Source organism: Arthrobacter rhizophilus (assembly GCF_026241105.1).
Classification (GTDB): domain Bacteria; phylum Actinomycetota; class Actinomycetes; order Actinomycetales; family Micrococcaceae; genus Arthrobacter.
Map to the genome: position 1 here is coordinate 1 of NZ_JAPFFT010000018.1, position 24,327 is coordinate 24,327.

General features: G+C 64.6%; 24 protein-coding genes. 14 read left to right on the forward strand and 10 right to left on the reverse strand.

The window, feature by feature from the left end:
* Window positions 1-99 precede the first annotated feature (99 nt).
* Together OOZ51_RS15005 and OOZ51_RS15010 are read left to right on the forward strand one after the other, a co-directional pair.
* Window positions 100-579 (forward strand): hypothetical protein, encoded by a 480-nt coding sequence (locus OOZ51_RS15005; RefSeq protein ID WP_265980591.1) that lies wholly within the window; start codon window positions 100-102, stop codon window positions 577-579.
* Complete coding sequence (locus tag OOZ51_RS15010; RefSeq protein WP_265980592.1) at window positions 557-823, forward strand: DUF7218 family protein; 267 nt, start codon at window positions 557-559, stop codon at window positions 821-823. The genes OOZ51_RS15005 and OOZ51_RS15010 overlap by 23 nt, the downstream gene beginning before the upstream one ends.
* Before the next feature lie 153 nt (window positions 824-976).
* Here the strand turns inward: OOZ51_RS15010 and ku are convergent, their stop codons facing one another.
* Entirely contained in the window at window positions 977-1,849 is an 873-nt protein-coding gene (gene ku / locus OOZ51_RS15015) for a non-homologous end joining protein Ku (RefSeq protein WP_265980593.1), read from the reverse strand.
* 38 nt (window positions 1,850-1,887) lie between these two features.
* Here ku and OOZ51_RS15020 point away from each other — a divergent pair, with 38 nt between their 5' ends.
* On the forward strand, window positions 1,888-4,521 hold the full coding sequence (locus tag OOZ51_RS15020; protein WP_265980594.1) for an ATP-dependent DNA ligase: 2,634 nt from the start codon (window positions 1,888-1,890) through the stop codon (window positions 4,519-4,521).
* 91 nt (window positions 4,522-4,612) lie between these two features.
* Here the strand turns inward: OOZ51_RS15020 and OOZ51_RS15025 are convergent, their stop codons facing one another.
* Together OOZ51_RS15025 and OOZ51_RS15030 are read right to left on the reverse strand one after the other, a co-directional pair.
* Entirely contained in the window at window positions 4,613-4,873 is a 261-nt protein-coding gene (locus OOZ51_RS15025; RefSeq protein WP_265980595.1) for a hypothetical protein, read from the reverse strand.
* 72 nt (window positions 4,874-4,945) lie between these two features.
* Window positions 4,946-5,173, reverse strand: a complete 228-nt coding sequence (locus OOZ51_RS15030; protein WP_265980596.1) for a hypothetical protein — start codon at window positions 5,171-5,173, stop codon at window positions 4,946-4,948.
* A 484-nt stretch (window positions 5,174-5,657) separates the two neighbouring features.
* Between OOZ51_RS15030 and OOZ51_RS15035 the strand changes: the two genes are divergently transcribed.
* The 7 genes from OOZ51_RS15035 (at window position 5,658) to OOZ51_RS15065 (ending at window position 16,633) form a co-directional block, all read left to right on the forward strand.
* On the forward strand, window positions 5,658-6,461 hold the full coding sequence (locus OOZ51_RS15035) for a putative protein N(5)-glutamine methyltransferase (RefSeq protein WP_265980597.1): 804 nt from the start codon (window positions 5,658-5,660) through the stop codon (window positions 6,459-6,461).
* Between the two features lie 254 nt (window positions 6,462-6,715).
* Entirely contained in the window at window positions 6,716-8,302 is a 1,587-nt protein-coding gene (locus tag OOZ51_RS15040) for an MFS transporter (RefSeq protein ID WP_265980598.1), read from the forward strand.
* Between the two features lie 90 nt (window positions 8,303-8,392).
* The gene (locus OOZ51_RS15045) at window positions 8,393-12,103 is read left to right on the forward strand and encodes a nitrate reductase subunit alpha (protein WP_265980599.1); all 3,711 of its coding nucleotides are present in this window, start codon (window positions 8,393-8,395) and stop codon (window positions 12,101-12,103) included.
* The gene (gene narH / locus OOZ51_RS15050; protein WP_265980600.1) at window positions 12,103-13,812 is read left to right on the forward strand and encodes a nitrate reductase subunit beta; all 1,710 of its coding nucleotides are present in this window, start codon (window positions 12,103-12,105) and stop codon (window positions 13,810-13,812) included. The genes OOZ51_RS15045 and narH overlap by 1 nt, the downstream gene beginning before the upstream one ends.
* Entirely contained in the window at window positions 13,809-14,429 is a 621-nt protein-coding gene (gene narJ / locus OOZ51_RS15055) for a nitrate reductase molybdenum cofactor assembly chaperone (RefSeq protein WP_265980601.1), read from the forward strand. The genes narH and narJ overlap by 4 nt, the downstream gene beginning before the upstream one ends.
* A 1-nt stretch (window position 14,430) precedes the next feature.
* On the forward strand, window positions 14,431-15,288 hold the full coding sequence (gene narI / locus OOZ51_RS15060) for a respiratory nitrate reductase subunit gamma (RefSeq protein ID WP_265980602.1): 858 nt from the start codon (window positions 14,431-14,433) through the stop codon (window positions 15,286-15,288).
* 61 nt (window positions 15,289-15,349) lie between these two features.
* Window positions 15,350-16,633, forward strand: a complete 1,284-nt coding sequence (locus OOZ51_RS15065) for an MFS transporter (RefSeq protein ID WP_323054762.1) — start codon at window positions 15,350-15,352, stop codon at window positions 16,631-16,633.
* Between the two features lie 62 nt (window positions 16,634-16,695).
* On the opposite strand, the gene OOZ51_RS15070 is transcribed toward OOZ51_RS15065, so the two are convergent.
* Window positions 16,696-17,208 carry a hypothetical protein gene (locus OOZ51_RS15070; protein WP_265980603.1) on the reverse strand — a complete coding sequence of 171 codons (513 nt, stop codon included), beginning with the start codon at window positions 17,206-17,208 and terminating at the stop codon, window positions 16,696-16,698.
* 167 nt (window positions 17,209-17,375) lie between these two features.
* Between OOZ51_RS15070 and OOZ51_RS15075 the strand changes: the two genes are divergently transcribed.
* From OOZ51_RS15075 to OOZ51_RS15085, 3 genes are read left to right on the forward strand one after another with little or no spacing between them, the layout of a single operon-like run.
* Window positions 17,376-18,065: a response regulator transcription factor gene (locus OOZ51_RS15075; protein WP_265980604.1), complete on the forward strand. Its 690-nt coding sequence runs from the start codon at window positions 17,376-17,378 to the stop codon at window positions 18,063-18,065.
* On the forward strand, window positions 18,062-19,429 hold the full coding sequence (locus OOZ51_RS15080) for a sensor histidine kinase (RefSeq protein WP_265980605.1): 1,368 nt from the start codon (window positions 18,062-18,064) through the stop codon (window positions 19,427-19,429). The genes OOZ51_RS15075 and OOZ51_RS15080 overlap by 4 nt, the downstream gene beginning before the upstream one ends.
* Before the next feature lie 9 nt (window positions 19,430-19,438).
* Entirely contained in the window at window positions 19,439-19,840 is a 402-nt protein-coding gene (locus OOZ51_RS15085) for a VOC family protein (protein WP_265980606.1), read from the forward strand.
* 15 nt (window positions 19,841-19,855) lie between these two features.
* On the opposite strand, the gene OOZ51_RS15090 is transcribed toward OOZ51_RS15085, so the two are convergent.
* The 4 genes from OOZ51_RS15090 to OOZ51_RS15105 are packed head-to-tail and all read right to left on the reverse strand — an operon-like array spanning window position 19,856 to window position 21,557.
* Window positions 19,856-20,320: a Clp protease N-terminal domain-containing protein gene (locus tag OOZ51_RS15090; RefSeq protein WP_265980607.1), complete on the reverse strand. Its 465-nt coding sequence runs from the start codon at window positions 20,318-20,320 to the stop codon at window positions 19,856-19,858.
* A gap of 7 nt (window positions 20,321-20,327) precedes the next feature.
* Window positions 20,328-20,531, reverse strand: a complete 204-nt coding sequence (locus OOZ51_RS15095) for an RNA polymerase sigma factor sigma-70 region 4 domain-containing protein (protein ID WP_265980608.1) — start codon at window positions 20,529-20,531, stop codon at window positions 20,328-20,330.
* Between the two features lie 31 nt (window positions 20,532-20,562).
* Window positions 20,563-21,105, reverse strand: coding sequence for a GNAT family N-acetyltransferase (locus tag OOZ51_RS15100; protein WP_265980609.1), 543 nt, complete (start codon window positions 21,103-21,105; stop codon window positions 20,563-20,565).
* Window positions 21,102-21,557, reverse strand: coding sequence for an SRPBCC family protein (locus tag OOZ51_RS15105; protein ID WP_265980610.1), 456 nt, complete (start codon window positions 21,555-21,557; stop codon window positions 21,102-21,104). The genes OOZ51_RS15100 and OOZ51_RS15105 overlap by 4 nt, the downstream gene beginning before the upstream one ends.
* Before the next feature lie 164 nt (window positions 21,558-21,721).
* On the opposite strand from OOZ51_RS15105, the gene OOZ51_RS15110 reads away from it, so the two are divergent.
* Entirely contained in the window at window positions 21,722-22,786 is a 1,065-nt protein-coding gene (locus OOZ51_RS15110) for an FUSC family protein (protein ID WP_265980611.1), read from the forward strand.
* Here the strand turns inward: OOZ51_RS15110 and OOZ51_RS15115 are convergent.
* Together OOZ51_RS15115 and OOZ51_RS15120 are read right to left on the reverse strand one after the other, a co-directional pair.
* On the reverse strand, window positions 22,752-23,528 hold the full coding sequence (locus OOZ51_RS15115; protein ID WP_265980612.1) for an SDR family NAD(P)-dependent oxidoreductase: 777 nt from the start codon (window positions 23,526-23,528) through the stop codon (window positions 22,752-22,754). The genes OOZ51_RS15110 and OOZ51_RS15115 overlap by 35 nt on opposite strands.
* Window positions 23,529-23,856: 328 nt before the next feature.
* Entirely contained in the window at window positions 23,857-24,237 is a 381-nt protein-coding gene (locus OOZ51_RS15120; RefSeq protein WP_265980613.1) for a hypothetical protein, read from the reverse strand.
* Window positions 24,238-24,327 lie beyond the last annotated feature (90 nt).

Below are 24,327 nucleotides of genomic sequence, written 5' to 3' on the forward strand. Positions count from 1 at the left end.
CCCAAACCCCACGCACTCCATACACCACCACCACCCCCCCCGCCCGCGCGCCCCCCCCCGCGGCGCCCCCCCCACTTTCCGGTCCAAGGGGTTAGGTCAATGCCGACTATCTCTGACCCGATTGTCCCCGCCGGCGCACCGCGTCCCCGGGCTGAACGAATCTGGTGCGGCACTTGCGGCACCAATGAGCACGTGATTCTTGATTCCATAGAGCCCCTCAAATCGCCGATGGCAGAGCTCGTGGATATCGCCTACATTTGCGCAGAATGCGACACTGCTTATGCCCATTCGGCTACATTCCAGGACGTCGCGGAGATCCTGAACCAGCGTGGAACGGTATCGGATGTGCTCCAATTCGGCGGCGAATACATCCATTGCGGCGAACCCATGAAAATTTCGGGAACCGGATTCCACAGCGTGTATGCGCCGATGTCCACCGAGGACCCCGCGATAGATCTTCTCGACGTGTACCTGGCGACAAAGGTGTTGCAATGCCGCTGCGGGTTCCGGATGGAGCTCCCCCTCATAGCCGGGACCTCGACCGAAGGAGGAACGCATGCCAAGCAAGAAGAATCCTAGCCTCAAAGATCCGGAACTCTACGAAACCCTCCGCGAGGACGGCACCTCCAAGGAAAAGGCCGCCAGGATCTCGAATGCCGCTGCCAAGGTGGGCCGCAAGGAAATCGGCCGGCGGGGCGGCACCTCGGGCGACTATGAGGACTGGACAGTGCCCCAACTCAAGTCCCGAGCCAAGGAACTGGGCCTCACAGGCTACTCAAGCAAGAAGAAGGCCGAACTCATCTCGGCCCTTCGAAACCACTAGGCCATCCACCGGACATGCTCTCCGCCCGGACCCAGGAATGGACATATTCGCATTATGTCCATTCCTCGCCTCGCACGAGGGACATGTCCACTGTTCCTCGGAGCGCCCAGAGGGACATGTCCAGTGCTCGCTGGAGCGCACGACGGCGCCGCGTCAGGCTTTCTTGACCCGCGCCCTGGGCTTGCTGGCCGCTTTGGCCGTCCCGACGTCGTCGGACTCCTCGCTGCCGGGGGATCCTTTGCCGCGCTTCTTCTCAAGGCTCCGCTTGAGGGCCTCCATGAGGTCGATGACCTCGCCGCCCACGCCTTCGCTTACTGTCACGCCGAACGTCTCCTCGGTGTCGATGGAGTCGCCCTTTTCGAGTTTGGCCGCGATGAGTTGGCGCAGTTGCACCTGGTAATTGTCGGTGTATTGCTCGGGCTCGAAGTCGCGCGCCATGGAGTCCACCAGGGCCGAGGACATCTCCAGCTCCTTGTCCGAGATCTTGACGTCGGTCTCCAGCGACGGGAAGTTGGCTTCACGTACCTCGTCGTCCCAGAGCAGGGATTGCAGCATCAGGACGTCCCCCCGCACGCGCAGGGCCCCCAGCCTGGTCTTCTGCCGGAGGGCGTACTGCACAATGGCCACGCGCTCGGTGTCCTGGAGGGTGCGCAGAAGCAGCATGTAGGCCTTGGGCGACTTGGAATCCGGCTCCAGGTAGTAGGGCCGCTCGTACATGATGGGGTCCAACTGCTCGGCCGGGACGAACTCCACTACCTCGATTTCGCGGCTGTTCTCCGCGGGCAGGGACTTCAAATCCGCGGAGGACAGCACCACCGTGCGGCCTTCCTCTTCGTAGGCCTTGTCGATATCCTCGTAATCCACAACAGAGGCGCAGATTTCGCACTTCCGTTGGTAACGGATGCGGCCTCCGTCTTTGTTGTGGACTTGGTGAAGACTGACATCGTGGTCCTCGGTGGCGCTGTAGAGCTTGACGGGCACGTTGACCAGCCCGAACGCGATAGAACCCTTCCATATGGCCCTCATGCACTAAGTGAACATCACAACTCGGCGGAGGTGAAGAGGTGGCAACCAGCCAAAAGGAACGCGTCAACGTTGAAGGCCATGAACTGACGCTCACCAACCTGGGCAAAATCATCTACCCGGAGACTGGCACCACCAAGGCCGAAGTGCTCGAGTACTACGCAGCCGTGGCACCGTTCCTGATCCCCGCCGCCGCCAACCGGCCCGCCACGCGTAAGCGTTGGGTGCACGGCGTAGGGACCACGGAGGACCCCGGGCAGATGTTCTTCCAGAAGAACCTGGACCACTCCACCCCGTCCTGGGTTCCGCGCGTCACCATCCAGCACCGGGACCACAGCAACGTTTACCCCCTCGTCAACAACCTCGCCACACTGACCTGGCTGGCCCAGATAGCCGCCTTGGAGATCCACGTGCCGCAATGGCAGGTGGACGCCGACGGAACCATGTTGCCGCCGGACCGCCTCGTCCTTGACCTCGACCCCGGCCCGGGCACAGGCCTCGCCGAATGCGTTGAAGTGGCCAAGCTGGCGCGCAGCATCCTGCAGGACATCGGGCTTGATCCCGTCCCTGTGACGAGCGGCAGCAAAGGGATCCACCTCTACGCCGGGCTGGATGGCACGCGCAAATGGGAGCAGGTTTCAGCGTTCGCACACGAATTGGCGCGATCGCTCGAGGCGGACCACCCTGACCTGGTGGTCAGCGATATGAAGAAGACCCTGCGCAACGGCAAGGTCTTGGTGGACTGGAGCCAGAACAGCGGAAACAAGACCACAATCGTCCCGTACTCCCTTCGCGGACGCGCGCACCCAATGGTGGCCGCACCGCGGACATGGCGGGAACTCACCTCAGCAAAGCTTGAGCATCTGGACTTCACAGCTGTCATGAAGCGCGTCAAAGAGGGGAAGGACCCTTTCGCCGGGGTGGCGTCCGGGAGCTCCGGGCACTCGCCCGTGCACGCGACCATCGGATCCAGAGACAAGAACGACGACGACGGCTCCCCCGGCGCGGCCGGCGCCAGAACCGCCGCTGGAGGCACCGGAGCCAGAACCGGGCTTGGAGGCACCGCCGTCGGAGGCATCGCTGTGAACCCGCGGTTGGCCAGCTACTTGGACAAGCGCGATCCGCAGCGGACACCGGAACCGTTTCCCGCCGTCGAACACCAACCGGGGTGGCGCCCGCTCCAGGCCGATGCGGAACCCAATCCCCCCGGCGGAATCTTCGTCATCCAGGAACATCATGCCCGCCGCTTCCACCTGGATTTCCGGCTGGAACACAACGGCGTCTTGGCGTCGTGGGCCTTGCCACGTGGGGTGCCGGACACTCCGGCCAAGAACCACCTCGCGGTGCGCACGGAAGACCACCCGATGGAGTATGCGCAGTTCGCGGGCATCATTCCAAAGGGCGAATACGGTGCCGGGACTGTCAGCATCTGGGACAGCGGCGTGTTCGAATGCGAAAAATGGCGCGACGGCAAAGAAGTGATCGCTACCCTCACCGGCAAGCCCGGCGGCGGATTGCACGGCATCCGCCGTTTTGCGCTCATCCACACTGGGGAGTCGCCATCGCAATGGCTGATCCACCTGATGAAGGACAAACCGGGCCACCGGACCCTGCTGTTGCCTGATGCCCCGTCGCGTTCGAGCGGCACTCCCAGCTACGCGCCCATGCTCGCAACCTCCGGGACTGCGGCCGATGTTTCCTCCGGCGACTGGTTGTTTGAGCTCAAATGGGACGGCTTCCGCGCCATCGTTTCAGGTTCGGGTGGCAAGATCAGGCTGACCAGCCGCTCCGGGGTCGACATGACCCCCACCTACCCCGAGCTATCGGATCCGCAGTACTGGCCGGACCACGACTTCGTGGCAGACGGCGAAATCGTGGCACTCAGCAAGAACGGCCGGCCCAGTTTCGAGTTGCTCCAGAAGCGGATGAACCTCTTCAAACCCGGCGACGTCGGACGCGCCCGGGCTGCGGTCCCCGTGCAGCTCATGCTGTTCGATCTCCTGTACGACGCCGGATCCCGCAGCAGCGCCGACAAAGGCGGCAGCGCCGAAAAAGGCGGCAGCGCCGAAAAAGGCGGCAGCGCCGACCTCACCTCCCTGCCGCTCGGCGAGCGCCGGGACCGGCTGGCGGCCTTCCATGCCGGGCTGACTGCCGCGGGCTCCCCCATCCATGTATCCGAAGTGTTGGAGCACGATCTTGCCGACATTCTGGCCAGCGCCGCGGAGCTCGGATTGGAGGGGGTCATGGCCAAGCGCGCGGATAGCCGGTACCAGTCGGGGCGGCGCAGCAGGTCCTGGATCAAGCTCAAGTTGGAACGCACGCAGGAAGTGGTGGTGGGTGGTTGGCGGCCCGGCGCCGGGGCGAGGCTCGGGACCATTGGCGCGTTGCTGGTGGGGATCCCCGACGGCGACAAGCTGCGCTACGCCGGCCGCGTCGGCACCGGTTTCAAGGACTGGCAACTCCGCGACATCCTGCAGCGCTTGGAGCGGCTCGACCGCCAGGATTCCCCCTTCCATGACATCCCGGCCGAGGACGCCGCCACCGCCCATTGGGTTGCCCCCGAGCTCGTAGGAGAGGTGACGTTCGGCGATTGGACCGGCACCGAGAGGATGCGGCATCCCGTCTGGCGGGGGTGGCGCCCGGACAAGTCCCCCGACGACGTCCAGCGCGGCTAGGCGCGGCTAGGCCAGCCATGACACGGAAAATGCCCTGCGCCACCAGAATTCCGGTCTCGCAGGGCATTTTCCGTGTCGCGGGCGAATATTTCTAAGAGGAGTGCGGCATCTGGGGACGGCTGGTGCGGTGGACCGCGGTGACCGCCGCTTGCTGGCCGACGCGGCCGTGGCTGGCTCCGCGGTCCTTAGGATGCTTGGTCTTGCCGCTACCGTCCGGCCAGGCCGCCCCTTGGGTTGAGCCCAGCGTGACGGCCACAGTTGCCGGGGCCGGCATGGGCGCCATATCCATGGACTCGACCAGGTGGCTGGCTACCTCGGAGTTGATTTGTTGCGCAACGCGCTTCGCAGCCATTGTTCTTCCTTTCTGCGTTGAAACGAAGGGATTTTCCATACTAGGTGGGAGCGGTCCGCTTGTCTGCAGGATCTACCAACGGACTTTCTTCTCGGACTTGGCCAGCTTGCCACTCGCTTGAGTGGGCTTGTGTCCTTTTCCGGTGCTTTGCCAGCTGTTCCCTGCCCCGCCACGGGACTTGCTGGCCAGCATCTCCTTCTGGGCGTCAGTCAGTTTCGATCTGACACCGGCAGCCGGGGTGTCAGTTTCCTGCTCGGCGGGTTCCTGCCCGGCGTCGGTTTCCGGTGTGTTGGGTGTCATGCAGTGGACTCCTTAAAGCTCTTGATTTGCCGGAGGAGGTCTCGGGACGCGACGTCCTCTGCGGGGTCCAAATAGCAACAGTTACAGGAACGGCGCGGAGGCGAAGCCTCAACAGGCGTGGATTTTTGTCGGTTCAAACTCAACGGCGTCGGATCAACGTCCGCAGTGGCGTAGCCAGCATCTGCGACGAACCAGGACCCGCTGGTCTATTCAAAAATCAGTGTTCCCATACACCCACCCTAAACACTCCGGACCGGGTTTGTGAACCCTGACTTTCCCGGAGCGCGTTTCACGCATGGCCTCCATGTCGGCTCTGGGCTAGCATGGCATTTCAAGCGACTCGCGACGTGTCCCTAGCCGAGTCCTTACGCCAGGAGGTGAGACCCATCAAAGCAGCAATCCACGGGTGCTCCCTCCCGATCCCACGGCGAGCCTGAACTAGGTGGCCCGGAGAGCACCCCTCGGTATCCCGAAAGGCTCTCCCATGTCAGCACCCACGTTCCACCCCTCCCACTCCGCCGTGACATCTCGGCTCCGTTCCGCCGGTTGCGTCTTCGCTGAAGACGAAGCCCGGCTCCTGATCGACGCCGCGCACACTCCCGAGGAACTCGACCGGATGGTCGACCAACGGGTTTCAGGGCTGCCCCTCGAACACCTCCTCGGCTGGGCTGAATTCTGCGGCCAACACCTTGCCGTGGACCCGGGAGTCTTCGTCCCCCGCCGCCGCACGGAGTACCTCGCCCAGGAGGCGGCCCGCATCGCCCGGCCGGGCGCCGTCGTCGTCGATCTTTGCTGTGGTTCGGGTGCCGTGGGCGCCGCGGTGGCCGCCGCGGTGGGCGGCGTCGAACTGCACGCCGCCGACGTCGACCCAGTTGCGGTCCGCTGCGCGGCTCACAACGTCGGGCCGGCAGGCGGAGAAGTGCATGAAGGCGATCTCTATTCAGCCCTGCCGGTCTCTCTTCGCGGTCGCGTGGACGTCCTAGTGGCCAACGCTCCTTACGTCCCTACGGACGCGATCAGGATGATGCCGCCGGAGGCCCGGCTGTATGAACCGCTCATGGCGCTCGACGGCGGCGCAGACGGACTGGACGTGCAGCGCCGGATCGCTGGGGAGGCGCCGTTGTGGCTGGCTCCCGGGGGTAACCTGCTGATCGAAACGAGCGTCCGGCAAGCCCCGACGACCGCGGCCCTGTTTGAGCTCGCCGGATTGACCGCCAAAGTAGTCCATTCCGACCAATTCGACGCCACGGTGGTGCTCGGAAAACTACAGGAATCTCACCGGAAATGATCAGCAAACTGTGCTTTTCATGGTCCTGGCCCAAATAATTTGGTAACGAAGTCCCGGAACACGCCAAATCCGCGTGATTCCGGGGCTGTAGAGGGCAAATGGATGTAAGGCATTTGCGCCGAAAATGGGCCGGAATAGCCTCGAAATTCGGAGTCCGGCTCTCCATTTCGGCCAATTTCGCGTAAAATTGAAACCCTGCCCAGAGCGGAGCAGCTGTATGTCGCAAGCAAATGATCTCCCTAGGAGAAACCCAAATGCCCACAGACCGAAGCATTACCGACTCTTCAGCAGGCGCTAGGAACGCCGCTGCAACGAGCAATACCGCAACACGCGGTGTCTCAAAATTGAAACTTCCAACACGCCGTCGACTCAAGGTATCCGACGTCAACGTCGTAAACCAGCCCATGCTGAAAAAAGCACTCGGCGGCACGATCGTCGGTAACACCATGGAATGGTACGACGTCGGCGTGTTCGGCTACCTCATCACCACCATGGGGCCCGTCTTCCTGCCCGAGGCCGACAAGTCCGTGCAGACCCTGTTCCTGCTGGGAACATTCGCCGCAACTTTCGTGGCCCGTCCCCTCGGCGGCGTAATCTTCGGCTGGCTGGGTGACAAGGTGGGCCGCCAAAAGGTGCTCGCCACGACACTCCTGTTGATGGCGGCGAGCACCTTCGCCGTCGGACTCCTGCCTGGATACGCCCAAATCGGCATCTGGGCAGCTGTGCTGCTCGTCACCCTGAAGCTCGTCCAGGGTTTCTCCACGGGCGGCGAATACGCCGGCGCCACCACGTTCGTGAGCGAATACGCTCCGGACAAGCGCCGTGGATTCTTCGCGAGCTTCCTTGATATGGGCTCATACATCGGCTTCGCCCTCGGCGCGGCCTTCGTATCCGTCCTGCAGCTCACCATCGGCCAATCGGCCATGGAGGACTGGGGCTGGCGCTTGCCGTTCCTCCTCGCGGGACCGCTCGGCGTCATCGCCGTGTACTTCCGTAGCAAGATCGAGGAATCCCCCCAGTTCCAAGCCACTCTGGATGCCCAGGAAGCCCTCGCCGCGGACGCAGCGGCGGGCGATGCCGCAGTAGCCAAGGGCCCCATCGGCATCGTCAAGGCTTACTGGCGCCAGATTATCCTCGCCATGATCCTCGCCGCAGCCGCCAACACCGTGGGCTACATGCTGACTTCCTACATGCCCACCTACCTGACCGAGTCCAAGGGCTACGACCCCGTTCACGGCACTCTGCTGACCATTCCCGTGTTGGTCATCATGGCCGTCTGCATCCCGCTGACCGGCAAGCTCTCCGACCGCATTGGCCGCCGGCCCGTGCTGTGGATCGGCGCCATCAGCACGGTCGTCTTCGCCGTTCCGGCATTCCTGCTGATCGGACTCGGTGGCATTTGGTCTACCCTTGCCGGTTTGGCCCTGGTCGCGTTCCCCGTCACGTTCTACGTGGCCAACCTCGCCTCGGCACTGCCGGCACTGTTCCCGACGTCGAGCCGTTACGGCGGCATGGGTATCGCCTACAACTTCTCCGTGGCGATCTTCGGCGGTACTACGCCGTTCATTGTCGCTGCCTTGATCAAGGCATCGGGCGACGACATGATGCCGGCTTACTACCTCATGGGCACGTCCGTGGTTGGCGCAATCGCCATCTACTTCCTGCGTGAATCTGCGCAGCGCCCACTCCCCGGTTCCATGCCCAGCGTGGACACCCCGGCGGAGGCTCACGAGCTGGTGGCCACTCAGGACACCAACCCTTTGATCGACCTGGACGAGATGCCGTTCGATGACGGCACCCTCGTAGCAGCGGAGCCGGACCGGGACCACGTCCCGGCCTAGTCCCCGGCTTTCCGAAGGCTGTCCCGCATTGGAGGTCTAGGGCCGTTCGGCCCTATCCATGGGTGGAAATCGCAATTTAGGCTCGAAGGCATGACTGCCGAACCTCATGCGGGGTTAGATGGACCCGCATCAGATGCAATGTTGAAGCTGGCCCGGTTTTTCACCAAATGGGACCAGACCGACGACGGCAGGGCAGTCTTCAGGGAGGGCGGGCGCAGTGGCGATATTTTCTATCGGGACAGGTGGAGCCATGACAAGGTGGTTCGTTCCACGCACGGGGTGAACTGCACGGGCTCCTGTTCCTGGAAGGTGTACGTCAAGGACGGCATCATCACCTGGGAGTCACAGCAGACCGATTACCCCTCCGTGGGGCCGGATAGCCCGGAATACGAGCCCAGGGGCTGCCCCCGCGGGGCCGCGTTCTCCTGGTACACCTATTCGCCTACGCGCGTCCGCTTCCCCTACGCCCGGGGCGTCCTCGTCGAAATGTACCGCGAAGCGAAGGCCAGGCTCGGCGACCCGGTGCTGGCCTTCGCCGACGTTGTAGGGGACCCGGAACGCCGCCGCCGCTACCAGCAGGCCCGCGGCAAGGGTGGGCTGGTGCGGGTGTCCTGGCAGGAAGCCATCGAAATCGCCGCCGCCGCACACGTCAACACCATCAAGACTTACGGCCCGGACCGCTGCTCCGGCTTCTCTCCGATCCCGGCGATGTCCATGGTCTCCCATGCCGTCGGGACCCGGTTCATCCAGCTGATCGGCGGGGTGATGACGTCCTTCTACGACTGGTACGCCGACCTGCCCGTTGCCAGTCCGCAGGTGTTCGGGGACCAGACCGACGTCCCGGAATCCGGTGACTGGTGGGACGCCGGCTACCTCATGATGTGGGGCTCCAACGTCCCCGTTACCAGGACCCCGGACGCGCACTGGATGGCGGAGGTGCGGTACCGAGGCACCAAGGTGGTGACCGTCAGCCCCGATTATGCGGACAACACCAAGTTCGCGGACGAATGGCTTCCGGCACAGGCGGGAACAGACGCCGCCCTGGCCATGGCCATGGGGCACGTCATGCTCAAGGAATTCTTCATCGAGCGTGAGGTGCCTTTCTTTTCCGACTACGTCCGTCAATACACGGACCTGCCGTTCCTGGTCCGGCTCGAACGGCGCGACGACGGCTCCCTCACGCCCTCGAAGTTCCTCACCGCCAAGGACCTCCCGCTGGAGTCCGGGGCTGAGGACGCAGCGTTCCGCACCGTGCTGTTCGACAAGAAGACCGGCCTGCCAGCCGTGCCGAACGGCTCCTTGGGGTTCCGTTACTCCGGAAGTGGCGAGGGCAAGTGGAATCTGGACCTTGAAGGCATCGAGCCCGCGCTGTCCCTGCGTGAGGTCTCGGCCCAAAGCGCCGAAATCCTACTGCCTTGCTTCGAGGACGCGGGGGGCGCCGGCAGCGTGCTCCGCCGCGGCGTGCCCGTCATGGAGGTCGAGGGCCAACTGGTCACCACCGTGTTCGACCTCATGCTGGCCCAGTACGGTGTCGGCCGCGAAGGGCTCCCGGGAGAATGGGCCGCAGGCTACGACGACGCCTCTACGCCCTACACCCCGGCATGGCAGGAGGAGATCACGTCCGTCCCGGCGCAGGCCTGCATCCGGGTGGCCCGCGAGTTTGCCCGTAACGCCGAGGAGTCCAAGGGCCGCTCGATGATCATCATGGGCGCCGGAATCTGCCAATGGTTCCACGGCGACACGACCTACCGGGCGGTGCTGGCCCTCGTGATGCTGACCGGCTGCATGGGCCGGAACGGCGGCGGCTGGGCGCACTACGTGGGCCAGGAAAAGACCCGCCCTGCGACCGGCTGGGTGTCCCTGGCCAACGCGCTGGACTGGTCCCGGCCGCCGCGGACCATGATCGGCACCGGCTACTGGTACATGCACACGGACCAGTGGCGCCAGGACGGCTACTCCGCGGACGCGCTGAAATCCCCGCTCTCCACCGGAGCCCTCGACGGCATGCACACCGCGGACGCTCTGGCCCAGTCCGCTCGGCTCGGCTGGATGCCGTTCTACCCGCAGTTCGACCGGAATCCGCTGGACCTCGCTGACGAGGCGGAGGCCGCCGTCGCCGCCGGCACCGCGAAGGACACCCCCGGCTACATCGCTGACGCGCTCAAGAACCGGACCCTGAACCCGGCGATCGAGGACGTGGATGCCCCGGAGAACTGGCCACGAACCCTCGTGTTGTGGCGCTCAAACCTGTTCGGTTCCTCCGCCAAGGGCAACGAGTACTTCCTCCGCAACCTGCTGGGCACCCACAACAACGTCCTGGGCAAGGACCACGCCGAAGGGCTCAAGCCCAAGGACGTGAAATGGCATGAGCAGGCGCCCGAAGGAAAGCTGGACTTGCTGGTCTCCGCCGACTTCCGGATGACCTCCACTACGCTGCTGTCCGACGTCGTGTTCCCGGCCGCCACCTGGTACGAGAAGCACGATCTGTCCTCCACTGACATGCACCCCTTTGTGCACGCCTTCACCCCTGCGATCGACCCGCCGTGGGAGACCAAGACCGACTTCGACACTTTCCACTTGCTGGCCCAGGAGTTCTCCCGGATGGCGAAAACCCACCTGGGCGTCCGCCGGGACCTGGTCAGCGTGCCGATGCAGCACGACACTCCGGGCCAGCTCGCCCAGCCCGGCGGGATCGTACGGGACTGGCGGGACACGTCCATACCGGCGGTGCCAGGCCAGAACATGCCCATTTTTTCTGTTGTCGAGAGGGACTACACGGCCATCGCGGACAAGCTGGCCGCCGTCGGGCCGCTGGCCGACAAGCTGGGCTTCACGGTCAAGAACGTCACCTACGAACTTGCCGGTCCTCTGAAGCGGCTCAGCCACGCCAACGGCGTCATGCTCGGCGGCGCCGCGGACGGCCGCCCCGCAATCGACACGGACGCGAAAATGGCCGAGGCCATCCTGGCATTTTCCGGCACTACCAACGGCGCGCTGTCGGTGCAGGGCTTCAAGGACCTGGAAATCCGCACCGGCCGGAAACTCGCGGACCTTTCAGAGGGCTCCGAGGAAAAATTCATCACCTTCGCCCAGACCCAGGCCGGCCCGGTCCCCGTGATCACCTCGCCGGAATGGTCCGGCTCCGAAACCGGCGGCCGCCGCTACGCCCCGTTCACCATCAACGTGGAGCGGCTCAAGCCCTGGCACACCCTCACCGGGCGGATGCACTTCTTCCTGGACCACGACTGGATGATCGACATCGGCGAGGCCCTGCCGATCTACCGGCCGCCCCTGGACATGCACCGCCTCTTCGGCGAACCCAAACTCGGCCAGGACGGGGCCATGGAAGTGGTGGTCCGCTACCTGACACCGCACTCCAAATGGTCCATCCATTCCGAATACCAGGACAACCTGCTGATGCTCTCGCTGTCCCGCGGCGGGCCCACTGTCTGGATGAGCCCTTCGGACGCCGGCGCCATCGAAGTCAAGGACAACGACTGGGTGGAATGCGTCAACACCAACGGGGTTCTTGTGGCCAGGGCCGTGGTCAGCCACCGGATGCCTGCGGGAGTGGTCTACGTCCACCACGCGCAGGAACGCACCATCGACGTACCGAAGTCCGAGGCGACGGGACGGCGCGGTGGCATCCACAACTCCGTGACACGGCTGCTGGTCAAGCCCTCGCACCTGATCGGCGGCTACGGCCAACAGACCTACGCATTCAACTACCTTGGCCCCACCGGGAACCAACGTGACATGGTTGCCACCGTCCGCCGTCGTTCACAGGAGGTGCAGTACTGATGCGTGTCATGGCTCAAATGGGCATGGTCATGAACCTGGACAAATGCATCGGCTGCCACACCTGTTCCGTGACCTGCAAACAGGCATGGACCAACCGTGCAGGCACCGAATACGTCTGGTTCAACAACGTCGAAACACGTCCCGGGCAAGGGTATCCGCGTCGCTACGAGGACCAGGAGAAGTGGCAGGGCGGCTGGGAGTTGAACAAGCGCGGCAGACTGGTGCTCAAAGCCGGCGGCCGGGTGAAGAAGCTCCTAGGGATCTTCGCGAGCCCGGTCCAGCCCGAGCTCAAGGACTACTACGAGCCGTGGACCTACGATTACAAGACCCTCGTGGACGCACCGCTTGGCGACGATTTCCCGGTGGCCCGGCCCAAATCCCTCATCACCGGCGAGGACACCAAGATCACCTGGTCCGCGAACTGGGACGATGACCTCGGCGGAGCCCCCGAAATGGGCCATCTGGATCCGATCGTAGAGAAAGTCCGTCGGGAGTCCGAGGACAAGATCAAGTTCGCCTACGAACAGACCTTCATGTTCTACCTGCCCCGGATCTGTGAGCACTGCCTGAACCCTTCCTGTATGGCCTCCTGTCCCTCGGGTGCCATCTACAAACGGGTGGAGGACGGGATTGTCCTGGTGGACCAGGACAAGTGCCGCGGCTGGCGGCAGTGCGTCACCGGCTGCCCGTACAAGAAGATCTACTTCAACCACAAAACTGGCAAGGCCGAGAAGTGCACGTTCTGCTACCCACGGGTCGAGGTGGGGCTGCCGACGGTCTGCTCGGAGACCTGCGTGGGGAGGCTGCGGTATCTGGGGTTGTTCCTGTACGACGCCGACTCCGTCACCGCGGCGGCGTCCGTCACGGACCCCCAGGAGCTCTACGATGCGCAGATGGACGTGCTGCTGGATCCGAACGATCCCGCCGTCCAGGCCGAGGCCCGGGCCCAAGGCATCCCCGAGGACTGGATCGACGCCGCCCGGCGCTCGCCGGTCTACGCCCTGGCCAAGGTGTACAAAGTGGCCCTGCCCTTACACCCCGAATACAGGACCATGCCGATGGTCTGGTACGTTCCCCCGCTGTCCCCGGTGGTGGACCTGCTGCGGGACCAGGGGCACGACGGCGAGGACGCCGGCAACCTGTTCGGCGCCATCGATGCACTGCGCATCCCGGTGGAATACCTTGCGGAGCTCTTCACCGCCGGGGACTCCGACCGGGTCACCGCGGTGCTGAAGAAACTCGCGGCCATGCGCTCCTACATGCGCGGCATCAGCATGGGCAACGACCCCGACGATTCCATCCCGGAAGCCGTTGGCATGGACGGGCAGACGATGTACGAGATGTACAGGCTGATGGCGATCGCAAAGTACGAGGAGCGCTACGTCATCCCCAAGGCCCATGTGGAACAGGCCCACGACCTCGAGGAGATGGGCTGCTCGCTGGACTTCGAAGGCGGCCCGGGCATGCAGGATTCCTCGCCGTTCGGCGAAGCCAGCGGCAAGCCCGTTCCAGTGGCGGTGGAAACCTTCAATGCCCTGCGGGACCGGCAAACCTCCGGCTCGGCGCCCGGCCAAACGACCCTGCGCGGCAGGGTGAACCTGCTGAATTGGGACGGCACGGGGGCTCCGGACGGGCTCTTCCCCGAGAAACCATTCCCCGTGAAGCCCGGCGGCCTCGCGGAGACCCCGACGGTCGGTGAACAACCATGATCCGGAACCAGCAAGTCGTCTACCTCGCGGCGGCCTGGTGCTTGTCCTACCCGGATGAGGAACTGATCGGCCGAGTGCCGCTCATGCGCTCCGCGCTGGCCGAGTTCCCCGGGGCCGTGGCGGATTTCGCGGAAGTCCTGGACCGGCTGGAGTCCACGCCGCCCATGGAGATCCAGGCGCACTATGTGCGCGAGTTCGACCTCGGCAGGCGCCATGCCCTGCATCTGTCCTATTGGACGGACGGGGACACCCGGCGCCGTGGTGAAGTGCTGGGCAGCTTCAAGAAGGTATACCGCCGGAGCGACATCTTGGTGGACACCCACGGTGAACTGCCGGATTACCTCCCGATGGTCCTCGAATATGCGGCCGTGGTGGACATGGCAGCGGGCCGGGATCTGCTTATCCGGTACCGGGCCAGCCTGGAGATGCTCCGCTTCGGCCTGCTCCGGGACGAACTCCCGCATGCACGGATCCTGCAGGCCATCTGCGCCACGCTTCCGGGGAAGTCCCCGGCGGACGAGCAGGCCGTCATGCGGATGGCCGGGTACGGGCCGCCCACCGAAGCCGTGGGGTTGGACCCCTACGATCCCCGCCTGCTGCCCGTGAAGGGAGCCTGAGATGAACCCGTCTGCGGAGGGCACCGCCATGCTTGCCAGCGCCCCCCTGGACATCTTGCTCTGGGGAGCCTTGCCGTACGTCATGGTGGTGGTGCTGGTTGGCGGGCTGGTGTGGCGCTACAAGTACGACCAATTCGGCTGGACCACTCGGTCCTCGCAACTCTACGAATCCCGGCTGCTGCGCATCGCCTCCCCGCTGTTCCATTTCGGTTTGCTGGCCGTGATCGCTGGCCACTTCTTCGGCTTGGTCATTCCGATGGCGTGGACCCAGGCCGTGGGGATGAGCCAGGAGTTCTACCATTTCAACGCCTTGCTTGTGGGCGGGGTCGCCGGCGTCGGGACCCTAGGCGGGATCGTCTTGCTGATCTACCGTCGGCGCACCACCGGACCGGTGTTCATGGCCACCACCAAGAACGACAAAACCATGTACGTGGTGCTGACCGCCGCGATCCTTTTCGGTCTGTGGACCACTCTGGCAAGCGTCTTCGAAGGCGAGCACGGCCACAACTACCGCGAAACGGTTGCCCCGTGGTTCCGGTCCCTCTTCATCTTCCAGCCGGACATCGCCGCCATGGCCACGGCGCCGTTCTCCTTCCACCTGCACACGCTCGTGGGCATGGCTCTCTTTGTGATCTGGCCGTTCACCCGGCTGGTCCATGCCTTCACGGCGCCGTTCCACTATCTTTTCCGCCCTTACATCGTCTACCGCTCACGGGACCGGGACGGCAGCCGGACAGGCGGCATGGGCAGGGCAGGCGCCCGCGGCGGACGGAGCTCCACGGCACGGACGTCAAGAACAGCCGCCCGCCGCGGTTGGTCCGCCGTCGGAACCCGGGACCGGGACACCCGGAACCGCTGACCTGCACCCGTAAGCGCCGCCGGAGTAAACCGGGCCGCTGAACCACTTTGAGGAGGGAACCGTGGCCGGAACTCAGCCGCACACGATGTCCGCACCCGCCGACCGGACGCTCAACCTAGTACTCGCCACCTCGGCTTCGGTGATTTGTTTTTGGGCGTGGAACTCCGTGGCCACCCTGGGGTCCTTCTACACTCTGAACCTGCATCTCAATCCGGCCGCCACGGGCGTGCTGGTGGCCATGCCCGTGTTTGTAGGCTCGCTCGGCCGGATCGTGGTGGGCACGCTGACGGACCGGTACGGCGGCCGTGCCATGTTCACGTTTGTCCTGCTGGCCGCCATCCTGCCCATATTGCTGGTGGCCGTGGGCGGAACCCTCAACTCATTTGCCGCGGTCCTCGGCGCAGGTCTGCTTCTCGGCGTGGCCGGGACTGTCTTCGCCGTGGGGATCCCGTTCGTGAGCGGCTGGTACGAACCCTCCCGGAGGGGCTTTGCCACCGGGGTATTCGGGGCCGGAATGGGCGGAACGGCCCTCGCCGCGTTCCTAAACCCGCGGCTCGTGGCCTGGATCGGGTATTTCCCGACGCACCTCGTGATCGCGGCGCTCCTGGCGGGCATGGCCGCCCTCATCTGGTTCCTCATGAAGGAATCACCCGACTGGAGCCGCAATAGCGCGCCCGTCATTCCCAAGCTCATGGACGCCGCCAGGAACCCGGTCACGTGGAAGATGTGTTTCCTCTACGCCGTCGTCTTCGGCGGGTTCGTGTCATTCGCGACCTACCTGCCAACGTACCTCCGCGATGTCTACAGCTTCGATCCGAACGGGGCGGGGGCCCGCACAGCCGGATTCGCCCTGGCCGCCGTCCTGGCGCGGCCCCTGGGCGGCGTGCTCGCGGACAAGCTGGGTCCCAAGCCAGTGGTGATCGCGTCGCTTGCCGGCGTCGCGCTACTCGCCTGGGTGGTGAACCTGCAGCCCGACGGCGAAGTCCCGGCCGGCCTGACGTTCGTGGCGATGGCGGCCGCCCTGGGTCTGGGCGCCGGCGGGGTTTTCGCGTGGGTAGGCGTGCTGGCGCCACAAGGAAAGGTGGGCAGCATCACCGGCCTCGTCAGCGCGGCGGGCGGCCTGGGCGGCTACTTCCCACCGCTGGTGATGGGCGCAACGTACCAGGCCGCTACCCACAGCTACTCGATCGGCTTGCTGCTTCTGGTGTTCACGGCCCTTGTTGCCTTGGCCTTCACCGTCTTCGCCGTGAGGGGCAGAACCAAGGCGGCGACAGCACCGAAAGATCCTTCAATCCCTTCAAACAATGGCGGGCCACCGCCACCGGCTACGACAAACGCGCCCTGACCTGACGCGCCACCGTTGCACTTTGCACCGTCCTCATCTGGCGGTAATAAGGACACGCCCCACTAGGCCTTGCGGTCAACCTTCTGCTCCTGTATCCGCTTTGCCTCCGCCTGGATCTTCGCACCGTAGTCGCCGCTCAGTGCGGTGTCCTTGATGTGGGTGGCTTTAGCGACCCGATCGCCGGCCGCGGCGTCCTTCAGCGCCTTCAGGTCCGCCTGCAATGCAGCCGGAAGCTTTGCGGCGAGCTTCGGACGCTTGTCCAGGATAAAGGTGGCGATCTTCGCGGCGCGTTGGCCGTAGTTGGGCTTGCTGCTGTCACCGTTCACAAAGAACCGCAGGGCGGCCGCCAAAGGGTGCCGCGCCAAGGCCGTCTTGGCTGCCGCCGCAGCCGTCGCCTTGGGCTGGGAGGTGGCTGCCGCCGTCGTGCTTGGTGCGTTAGTGGAGGTGGCCGCGTTTGCGGCAAGCACCCCACCACCCAGCAATAGGCCAGCGGCAAGAACGCCGACGACGGCGGTCCGGGCCTTGCTGCCCTTGCGCCGCTGAGTTGGGGTGCTGGAGAATGCGTTGTTGTCCATGGTCAGTGTCCTTTGTTCCGGCCGGCGGCCCATCCACCAGCGCTCTTCACAACACTCTTATCCGACGGCATGAACTGATTGTTCGGCCAATGTTCGAGGAATGTAAAACGTCGCCGTCAGCGGCCAAGGACACTCCGGGGAGTCCGCGCGTGCTGTTGAATGGACCCATGGAGGACAGCCGAGGATTGGTGCTGATTGCCGAGGATGAACAGGCAATCGCCGATATCCAGCGCCTGTACCTGAGTCGCGCGGGTTTCGGCGTTCACGTGGAGCGCGATGGGATTTCTGCGCTGGCACAGATCAGGCGTCTCAAGCCGGTCGCGGTGATCCTCGACGTCGGGCTGCCCGGTATGGACGGGGTCGAACTCTGCCGGCAGCTGCGGCAGGCCGAGGACTGGACACCCATCCTGTTCGTGACCGCCCGAGACGAGGAAGTGGACCGCGTCCTTGGCCTGGAATTGGGCGCCGACGACTATCTCACCAAGCCGTTCTCACCCTCCGAACTCGTGGCCCGGGTCAAGGCGGTCCTCCGTCGGACGGAAGGCACCCTTCGGCCCAAACCGCTGGTGCTGGGCAACATCGAACTGGATCCGTTGAACCGGACCGCTCGCGCGGGCACCACGGAACTCACCCTGACGGCTACGGAGTTCGATCTCCTCGCCTATCTCATGGCCCGGCCCGGCCGCGTGTTTTCCCGTGAGCAGCTGCTTTCTGCCGTGTGGGGGCAGGCCAGTTATGCCGCTGGACGGACCGTGGACGTGCACATCGCGCAGCTCCGCGCCAAGCTCGGCGAGCACTCACCCATCGCGACGAGCCGCGGCGTCGGGTACTCAGCGATCGCCGGGGGCGCCCGGTGAGGCGCTGGTTCGGCACACTGGCCGGGCGCACGACGGCGGTGATCGCCGCCGTCGCGACCGTCGCCGTCGTTCTCGCTGGCCTTCTGGCCGCCCAGCTGGTGAACGCCACAGCCGTGGACGAAGCCAAGAAGTATCTCGCGGTCGAGGCCGATTCGCTCAGCAAACAAACGAGCCTCGGAAGCCTGCAGGACCTTCGCGCAGATCTGCTTACCCATGGCGCGAGGCTCGCGCAAATCGGTTCCGATGGCCGCGTGACGGGCGGCGGAGCCAGGCTGGTGGATGCGAAGACTGTATCGGATGTTCTGGCCGGAAAGCCGGTATCCAGGACCGTCGACGGTCCGCAGAACACTGTGGTCCTGGAGGCCCGGCCCTTGGCGGCCGGCGGTGGCGTAGTGCTGGCGCAGCCCGTGTCCGAAATCCGTGCGGCCGCCGCTCCCCTGCTGAGCCGCATGCTGCTCGCCCTCGCGGCCTGCCTCGTGTTCTCCATTGTCGCGGGCGGCCTGCTGGCGCAGTGGCTCAGCCGGCCGTTGGTGCGTACGGCCCAATCGGCCCATCGGCTCGCAGCCGGTGAACGTTCCGTGCCTGTGGCCCCCGGCGGACCGGCCGAAGTGATGGAGGTTTCGCGGGCCTTGGCCGCCCTCGACGGAGCGCTCCGGACCAGCGAGGGGCGCCAACGCGAATTCCTGCTCTCAATTTCGCACGAAATCCGGACGCCCCTCACGGCCCTTCGAGGCTACGCCGAGGCCCTGGCGGATGGTGTGGTCAGCGGAGACGACGTAAGCGGCGTCGGGCGGACCCTAGTTGCCGAAACCAATCGGCTGGACCGATTCGTCCGCGATCTCCTGGAATTGGCACGGCTTGAATCCGACGATTTCCGCGTGGAACTGCAACCCGTGGACGCATCCTTGATCCTGCGCGAGAGCTGGCAGGCTTGGCAGGCTGTGTTCCTCCAAAACGGGATCACCGGACGGCTCGAACTGCCCTCAGGGCCTTTGCTGGTCCGTAGCGATGGCCAGCGGTTGCGCCAAGTGGTGGACGGGCTGCTGGAAAACGCCCTGCGGGTGACTCCCGGGGGCTCTCCCGTTGTGCTCGCCGCATACCCCGCCGGCGGCGCGCTCACCGTGGAAGTGCGCGACGGCGGACCGGGGCTCACGGAGGCGGATGCCGCCGTCGCGTTTGAACGCGGTGCGCTCTTTGCCAGATACAGCGGCGAACGGCCCGTAGGCAGCGGGTTGGGATTGTCCATTGCCGCAAGGATCGTGCAGCGGCTTGGTGGGCGCATCAGCGTGCGGACAGCACCGGAGGGCGGCGCGGCGTTCGTGGTGGAGTTGCCCGCCATTCCGGCTGACTCCAAGCAAACGTAGACTCTGCGCATGGCTGAAGTTCCAGTGGGTTCGTTGCACCACGTAGAGATTTGGGTACCGCAAATCGACCGGGCTCAGGAGGAGTGGGGCTGGCTGCTGGCGGAGATGGGCTACGAACAATTCCAGGACTGGCCCGATGGCTGCAGTTGGAAACTCGGAGCCACGTACATCGTGATCGAACAGTCCGCGGCGCTCACCGGCAGCACGCACCGCAGGACGGAGCCCGGGCTCAACCACCTCGCGTTCCATGCAGGTACCCGGGAGAACGTGGACCGGCTCCGGGAACTCGGTGCCGATTCCGGCTGGTACGAGATGTTCGAGAGCAAATATCCCCACGCGGGCGGCCCCGACCATTATGCCGCCTATCTGGTGAACACCGACGGCTACGAGGTTGAACTGGTTGCTGGCTAGGGGGCCGGAGGGCCGCTATGACTCCGGGTTCTGGAGCCGGACTTTCAAGGCAGCCGTATCCACGCCCAACTTGTTGAGCAGGACCGCGGCCGGGTCGGGTTGCTGCCGCTCCAGCAGCGCGAGCAGCAGGTGCCGCGTGGTGATTCTGCGGGCTTTCTCCCGGGTGGTCAGTATCAAGGAGTCCTGAATGACCGAGCGGGCGGCCGAGGTGAACGTGGTCCGGCTGCTTCCCTTCGGCGCATTTAGCGGACCGAAGTCCCCCAGCGTGATGCCAACGGATTCCAGGGCCTCCTGGTCGAGGGCATCGAGCTGGGCGCGGGCAGACTCCAGGTCGGTCTCCAGAGTCCGGCAGCTTTCGGGGTCGTGGAGCAATCCCAGCAGCAAATGGTCCGTGCCGATTCTGCGGTCCCCACGGCGTTTGGCTTCCTCGGCACCAGCATGGACAGCGGTTCTCGCTTCGCCCGCAAATCGTTCAAACATGGCAAACTCACTTTCCGTATTTGGCGTGGACCGACTGCCGGGAGACGCCCAAGGCATCGCCAATCTGCTCCCACGACCAGCCCTGCTCCCTAGAGAGAGCCACGTTAGTGGCCTCCACCTTTTCGGCCAGACGATGCAAGGCACCGACGGCGCGAAGGCCAATTGCCGGGTCTGTCGCCGGGATGTGGGAAGTCAGCTCATCACCATTCATGGTGTCAGTTTGAACTGACACCATGAGTCTGTCAACACAGACTGACAGATTCTTCGTGGCTGAGAATTGACCTGACCCGCCGTCGCATGGCGATCCTCGGCCACCGGCTCAAGCCCACCAAGCCCTCGCACTCCACGATGCCGCGCAGCCCGTTGTCGAGCATGTCCGGATCCAGCTCCTCGAAACCAAGCCGGCGATAGTAGGGCGCATTCCACGCAACATCACGGAAGGTGGTCAGGGTCAGCCACGCCAACCCCTCGGCGTGTGCCCACTTTTCGGCGGCATCAAGCAACTCACTCCCGAGGCCTCGCCGCGCATGCGAAGGATGGACACTCAGTTGCTCCACATGCGCGTTGCCATCCAGGTACTCAAGCAGGAGATAGGCCACCGGGACGTCCGATGCGTCGGCAAACACCAACGCACCGCCGCGCGTTTGGAAGAGTGCCAACTCAGTGACGGTCAACGGCTCGTCATCAGCGATTGCGTCCATTCCGCAAGACCGGAAGATCTCGCCCGCAGCGAATTCGATCCCGCGCAACCGTTCCAACTCGTCCACGCGGGCCGCCCTGATCATGCGGCGGCCGCGTTGCTGGCGAGGTATCGATTGCGCTGTTCAATGAGGTTCCGCAGATATCTGCCAAGAACCGCTTTCTCCGCAAGCCGGCCCACGACGCCGAAGGGCGCCGCGAACTCGACGCGATCGATCATGAGCGTCCCGCCGTCGTCGGGAATGAACTCATGGACGTGCCGGAAGAAGCGGAAGGGACCGCGCACTTGCTCATCGGTGAAGGATTCGGGGAAGTGAAACTGGGTGATGCGGCTGCTCATCCGCAAGGGTACGGCGAAATGCCAAGCCTGCCAGGTGACTTCGTCCCCTTCGGACAGCAGTCCGGACACCACGCCGGCCACGGCACGTTCCCGGGACTTGGCCATGGAACCGACGTGCGCTTCGACGTTCCGCGCGAGGTCAAATAGCTCGCCGGGCTCGCGTTGGACGTGGGTGTGGCAGGTGAACGACACGGTCATGCTTCGATCCTGCCACTGTTTTCGAACCTGTTTCAGCGCCGATCAGCAATCTTCCTTCGAAACACTCAGCAATGTTGTGACCCAGCTAATGGCGCGGATCTTGAGGTGCTGATAACTTCCGATGGTCGGCAGAAATGATTGGTGGTGTCCCGTTGCGATCAATCATGGCCCATGCCCGCGCCCTTCATACCGTTCCGCCGGCAAGCAACGATCACCTGGCTGCGGTCCGGGTCGCGCTGAGCGTCGCAGTGCCCGCACTCGCGCTCCTGGCTCTTGGCCGGCCCGACCTCATCATCTACGCCGTGTTCGGCGCCCTGACCGGCATGTACGGCCGTGCCGAGTCGCACCAACTGCGGCTCAAGCACCAAGCGCAAGCCGCCGCCGTGCTCTTGGCCGGCGTCTCCGTGGGCACCTTCTTGTCCGTCTCCCATATCCATTCATGGGGATTGGTAGCTGTGGAGGCGCTCCTGGCAGGCGTAGGTTCGCTGTTCTCGGACAAGGTACGGCTCAAGCCCAACGGCCCCTTCTTCGGAATCCTGGCGCTAGGCGCATGCGCTTCCGTTCCGGCGACAATCCCCTTCTTTGCTGCGGTCCTGATCTGCGCAGCTTCGGCGGCGTTCTCCATGGTGGTTGGCTTTGCCGGATGGCTCTTGCACCGGACCTGGGAACGCGGCGCCACCCGGGACATTCCGGCATTTAGCATGCAGCTGCGTCAAGCAGCCGGGGTCCACGCGGCCCGGTATGTGCTCGCCGTCGGCGTGGCTGGCGCCTGCGGAGTTCTCACGGGCAGCGGCCACCCGCACTGGGCCATGGCTGCCGCCGCTGTGCCGCTTGCCGGGGCCGACATGCCCAGCCGGCTACACCGCGGCATCCACCGCATCGTGGGGACGTTCCTCGGATTGGCGATTGTCGCCGTCGTGCTCTTTCCCGGACCGCTGTCCCCGCTGCAGTATTTCCCGGGACAAACCGCGCTCATCCTGGCCCTGATGGTGATCGGCTTCCAGTTCCCCACCGAGTTGTTCATGGCACGGCACTACGGCTGGGCCATGGTGTTCTTCACACCGGTCATCCTGCTCATGACCCAACTGGCGGCCCCCGCAGATCCTGGGGTGCTGGTCTTGGAACGCGGGGTGGAGACTTTCGTCGGCGCCGTGATCGGGATTGCTGTGGCGGTGCTGGTCCAGGCGCCCCGGCTTACTTCGCGGGGCGGCGGGGCGGACCTGCCGTAAGCTTCGCCGGCAGGACGCGCGCGACGGCGGTGATCACCTTGTAGCGCTTCGTCGGGATGGATATCCCCTTACCCCGCTCGTTGTCTTCCAGCCCTTCCCGGACAACGCGCTCTGCCCTCAGCCAAAGAAAGCGCGGAGCTACCGATTTGTCCATGCCCATGCGATCGTGGAATTCCGTGTGGGTGAAGCCCGGGCACACCGCCGTGACCTTCACCCCGTTGCCTGCATAGGCAAGGTTGGCCCAGCGGCTGAAGCTGACCTGCCAGGCCTTAGCCGCCGAGTAACTGCCGCGGTTCGCGAAGGCAGCAACGCTGGCGACGTTGATGATCCGGCCGGCCCGGCGGGCCAGCATGACTTCAAGGGCCGCGTGGCACAGCTCCAGAGGCGTCTGGACATGCAAACGCAAATGCCGTTTTTCGTCTTCCAGATCGTTCTTCTCGAAGGACTTCAGGAGACCAATGCCGGCATTGTTGACCAGCACGTCCACCGGCCGCGAAGCATCCCGCAACCGGTCCGCCACAGCCGCAACCCCGACGTCGGAGGTCAGGTCGGCGGGCAATACCTCCACCGAGATACTGAAGTCCCGTTCAAGCACCTCCGCGGTAGCCCGCAGTCGGCCTTCGTCGCGGGCTACGAGGACGAGGTGGTGGCCGGATTCGGCCAGTTGGCGGGCGAATTCCGCCCCAAGCCCGGCGGTGGCACCGGTGACCAAGGCTGTGAGTTCGTTGGCACGAGTTGTCATGCGCCCAGACTAGTCCCGTCGGGCGGGGTGAATGTGCGTTTTACTGCCATCTTTCCGGCGGGCTGTCGCAAGAAGTCGTGGTGGCGGCGGACCTGATGATTCCCGCGCGTCCCACACAAAACGGACTCAATTTTTCGATAACGGCCAGCGAACGGCCAGCGAACGGCCACCCACTTAAATAAGTGGGTGTTGTTCGCGATTCGTGACGCGAAAAGTGAAACTAATTTTCGAGAGGCCAGATTGACCCCAAATGTTCCTGGTGAAAGGCGTTGGCCAAGGTCTTCGTGATGATGCGCGGTCCGCTGTATTGGCCAGGGGCGACGTTGACTTAGGACTTCGGTTTGTGGAGTTCACGAAGGTGTGAACCGAGGTCTTCGGTGAAAATCGCTGCCGGCGGCTTGGCTTCGCCTGCTCCCAGCCACATCACCACAAGGTTCCCGGACATGGCAACCACCCCGGACACTCCGGCGGCCCGCAGCGCCCAGCCTTGAACGGCAGCGCCGTCGATTCGGATCACAACCGGTTCTGAGCTTGCCCGATCGAGGGCGGCGGCGAGCTGAGCTTCGTCCTCCGTCATGAGTTGCCAACGACCGAACGGAGACAGTTCTGCCGCCAGGAACGCCGCCAACCGGGCAGACCCTTGCCGGCCCGATACTGCCGGCTTCAACGTCACCAGGCACTCCGGTGCCTCGCCGGTCCGCTCTGTCACCGATCACTTCGAAATTCGTGACGACCACGGTACCGTGGCGGTTCGGCCGCGGGGCGGAGACGGAGAGCGGACGTACTCCCGGAGACGATG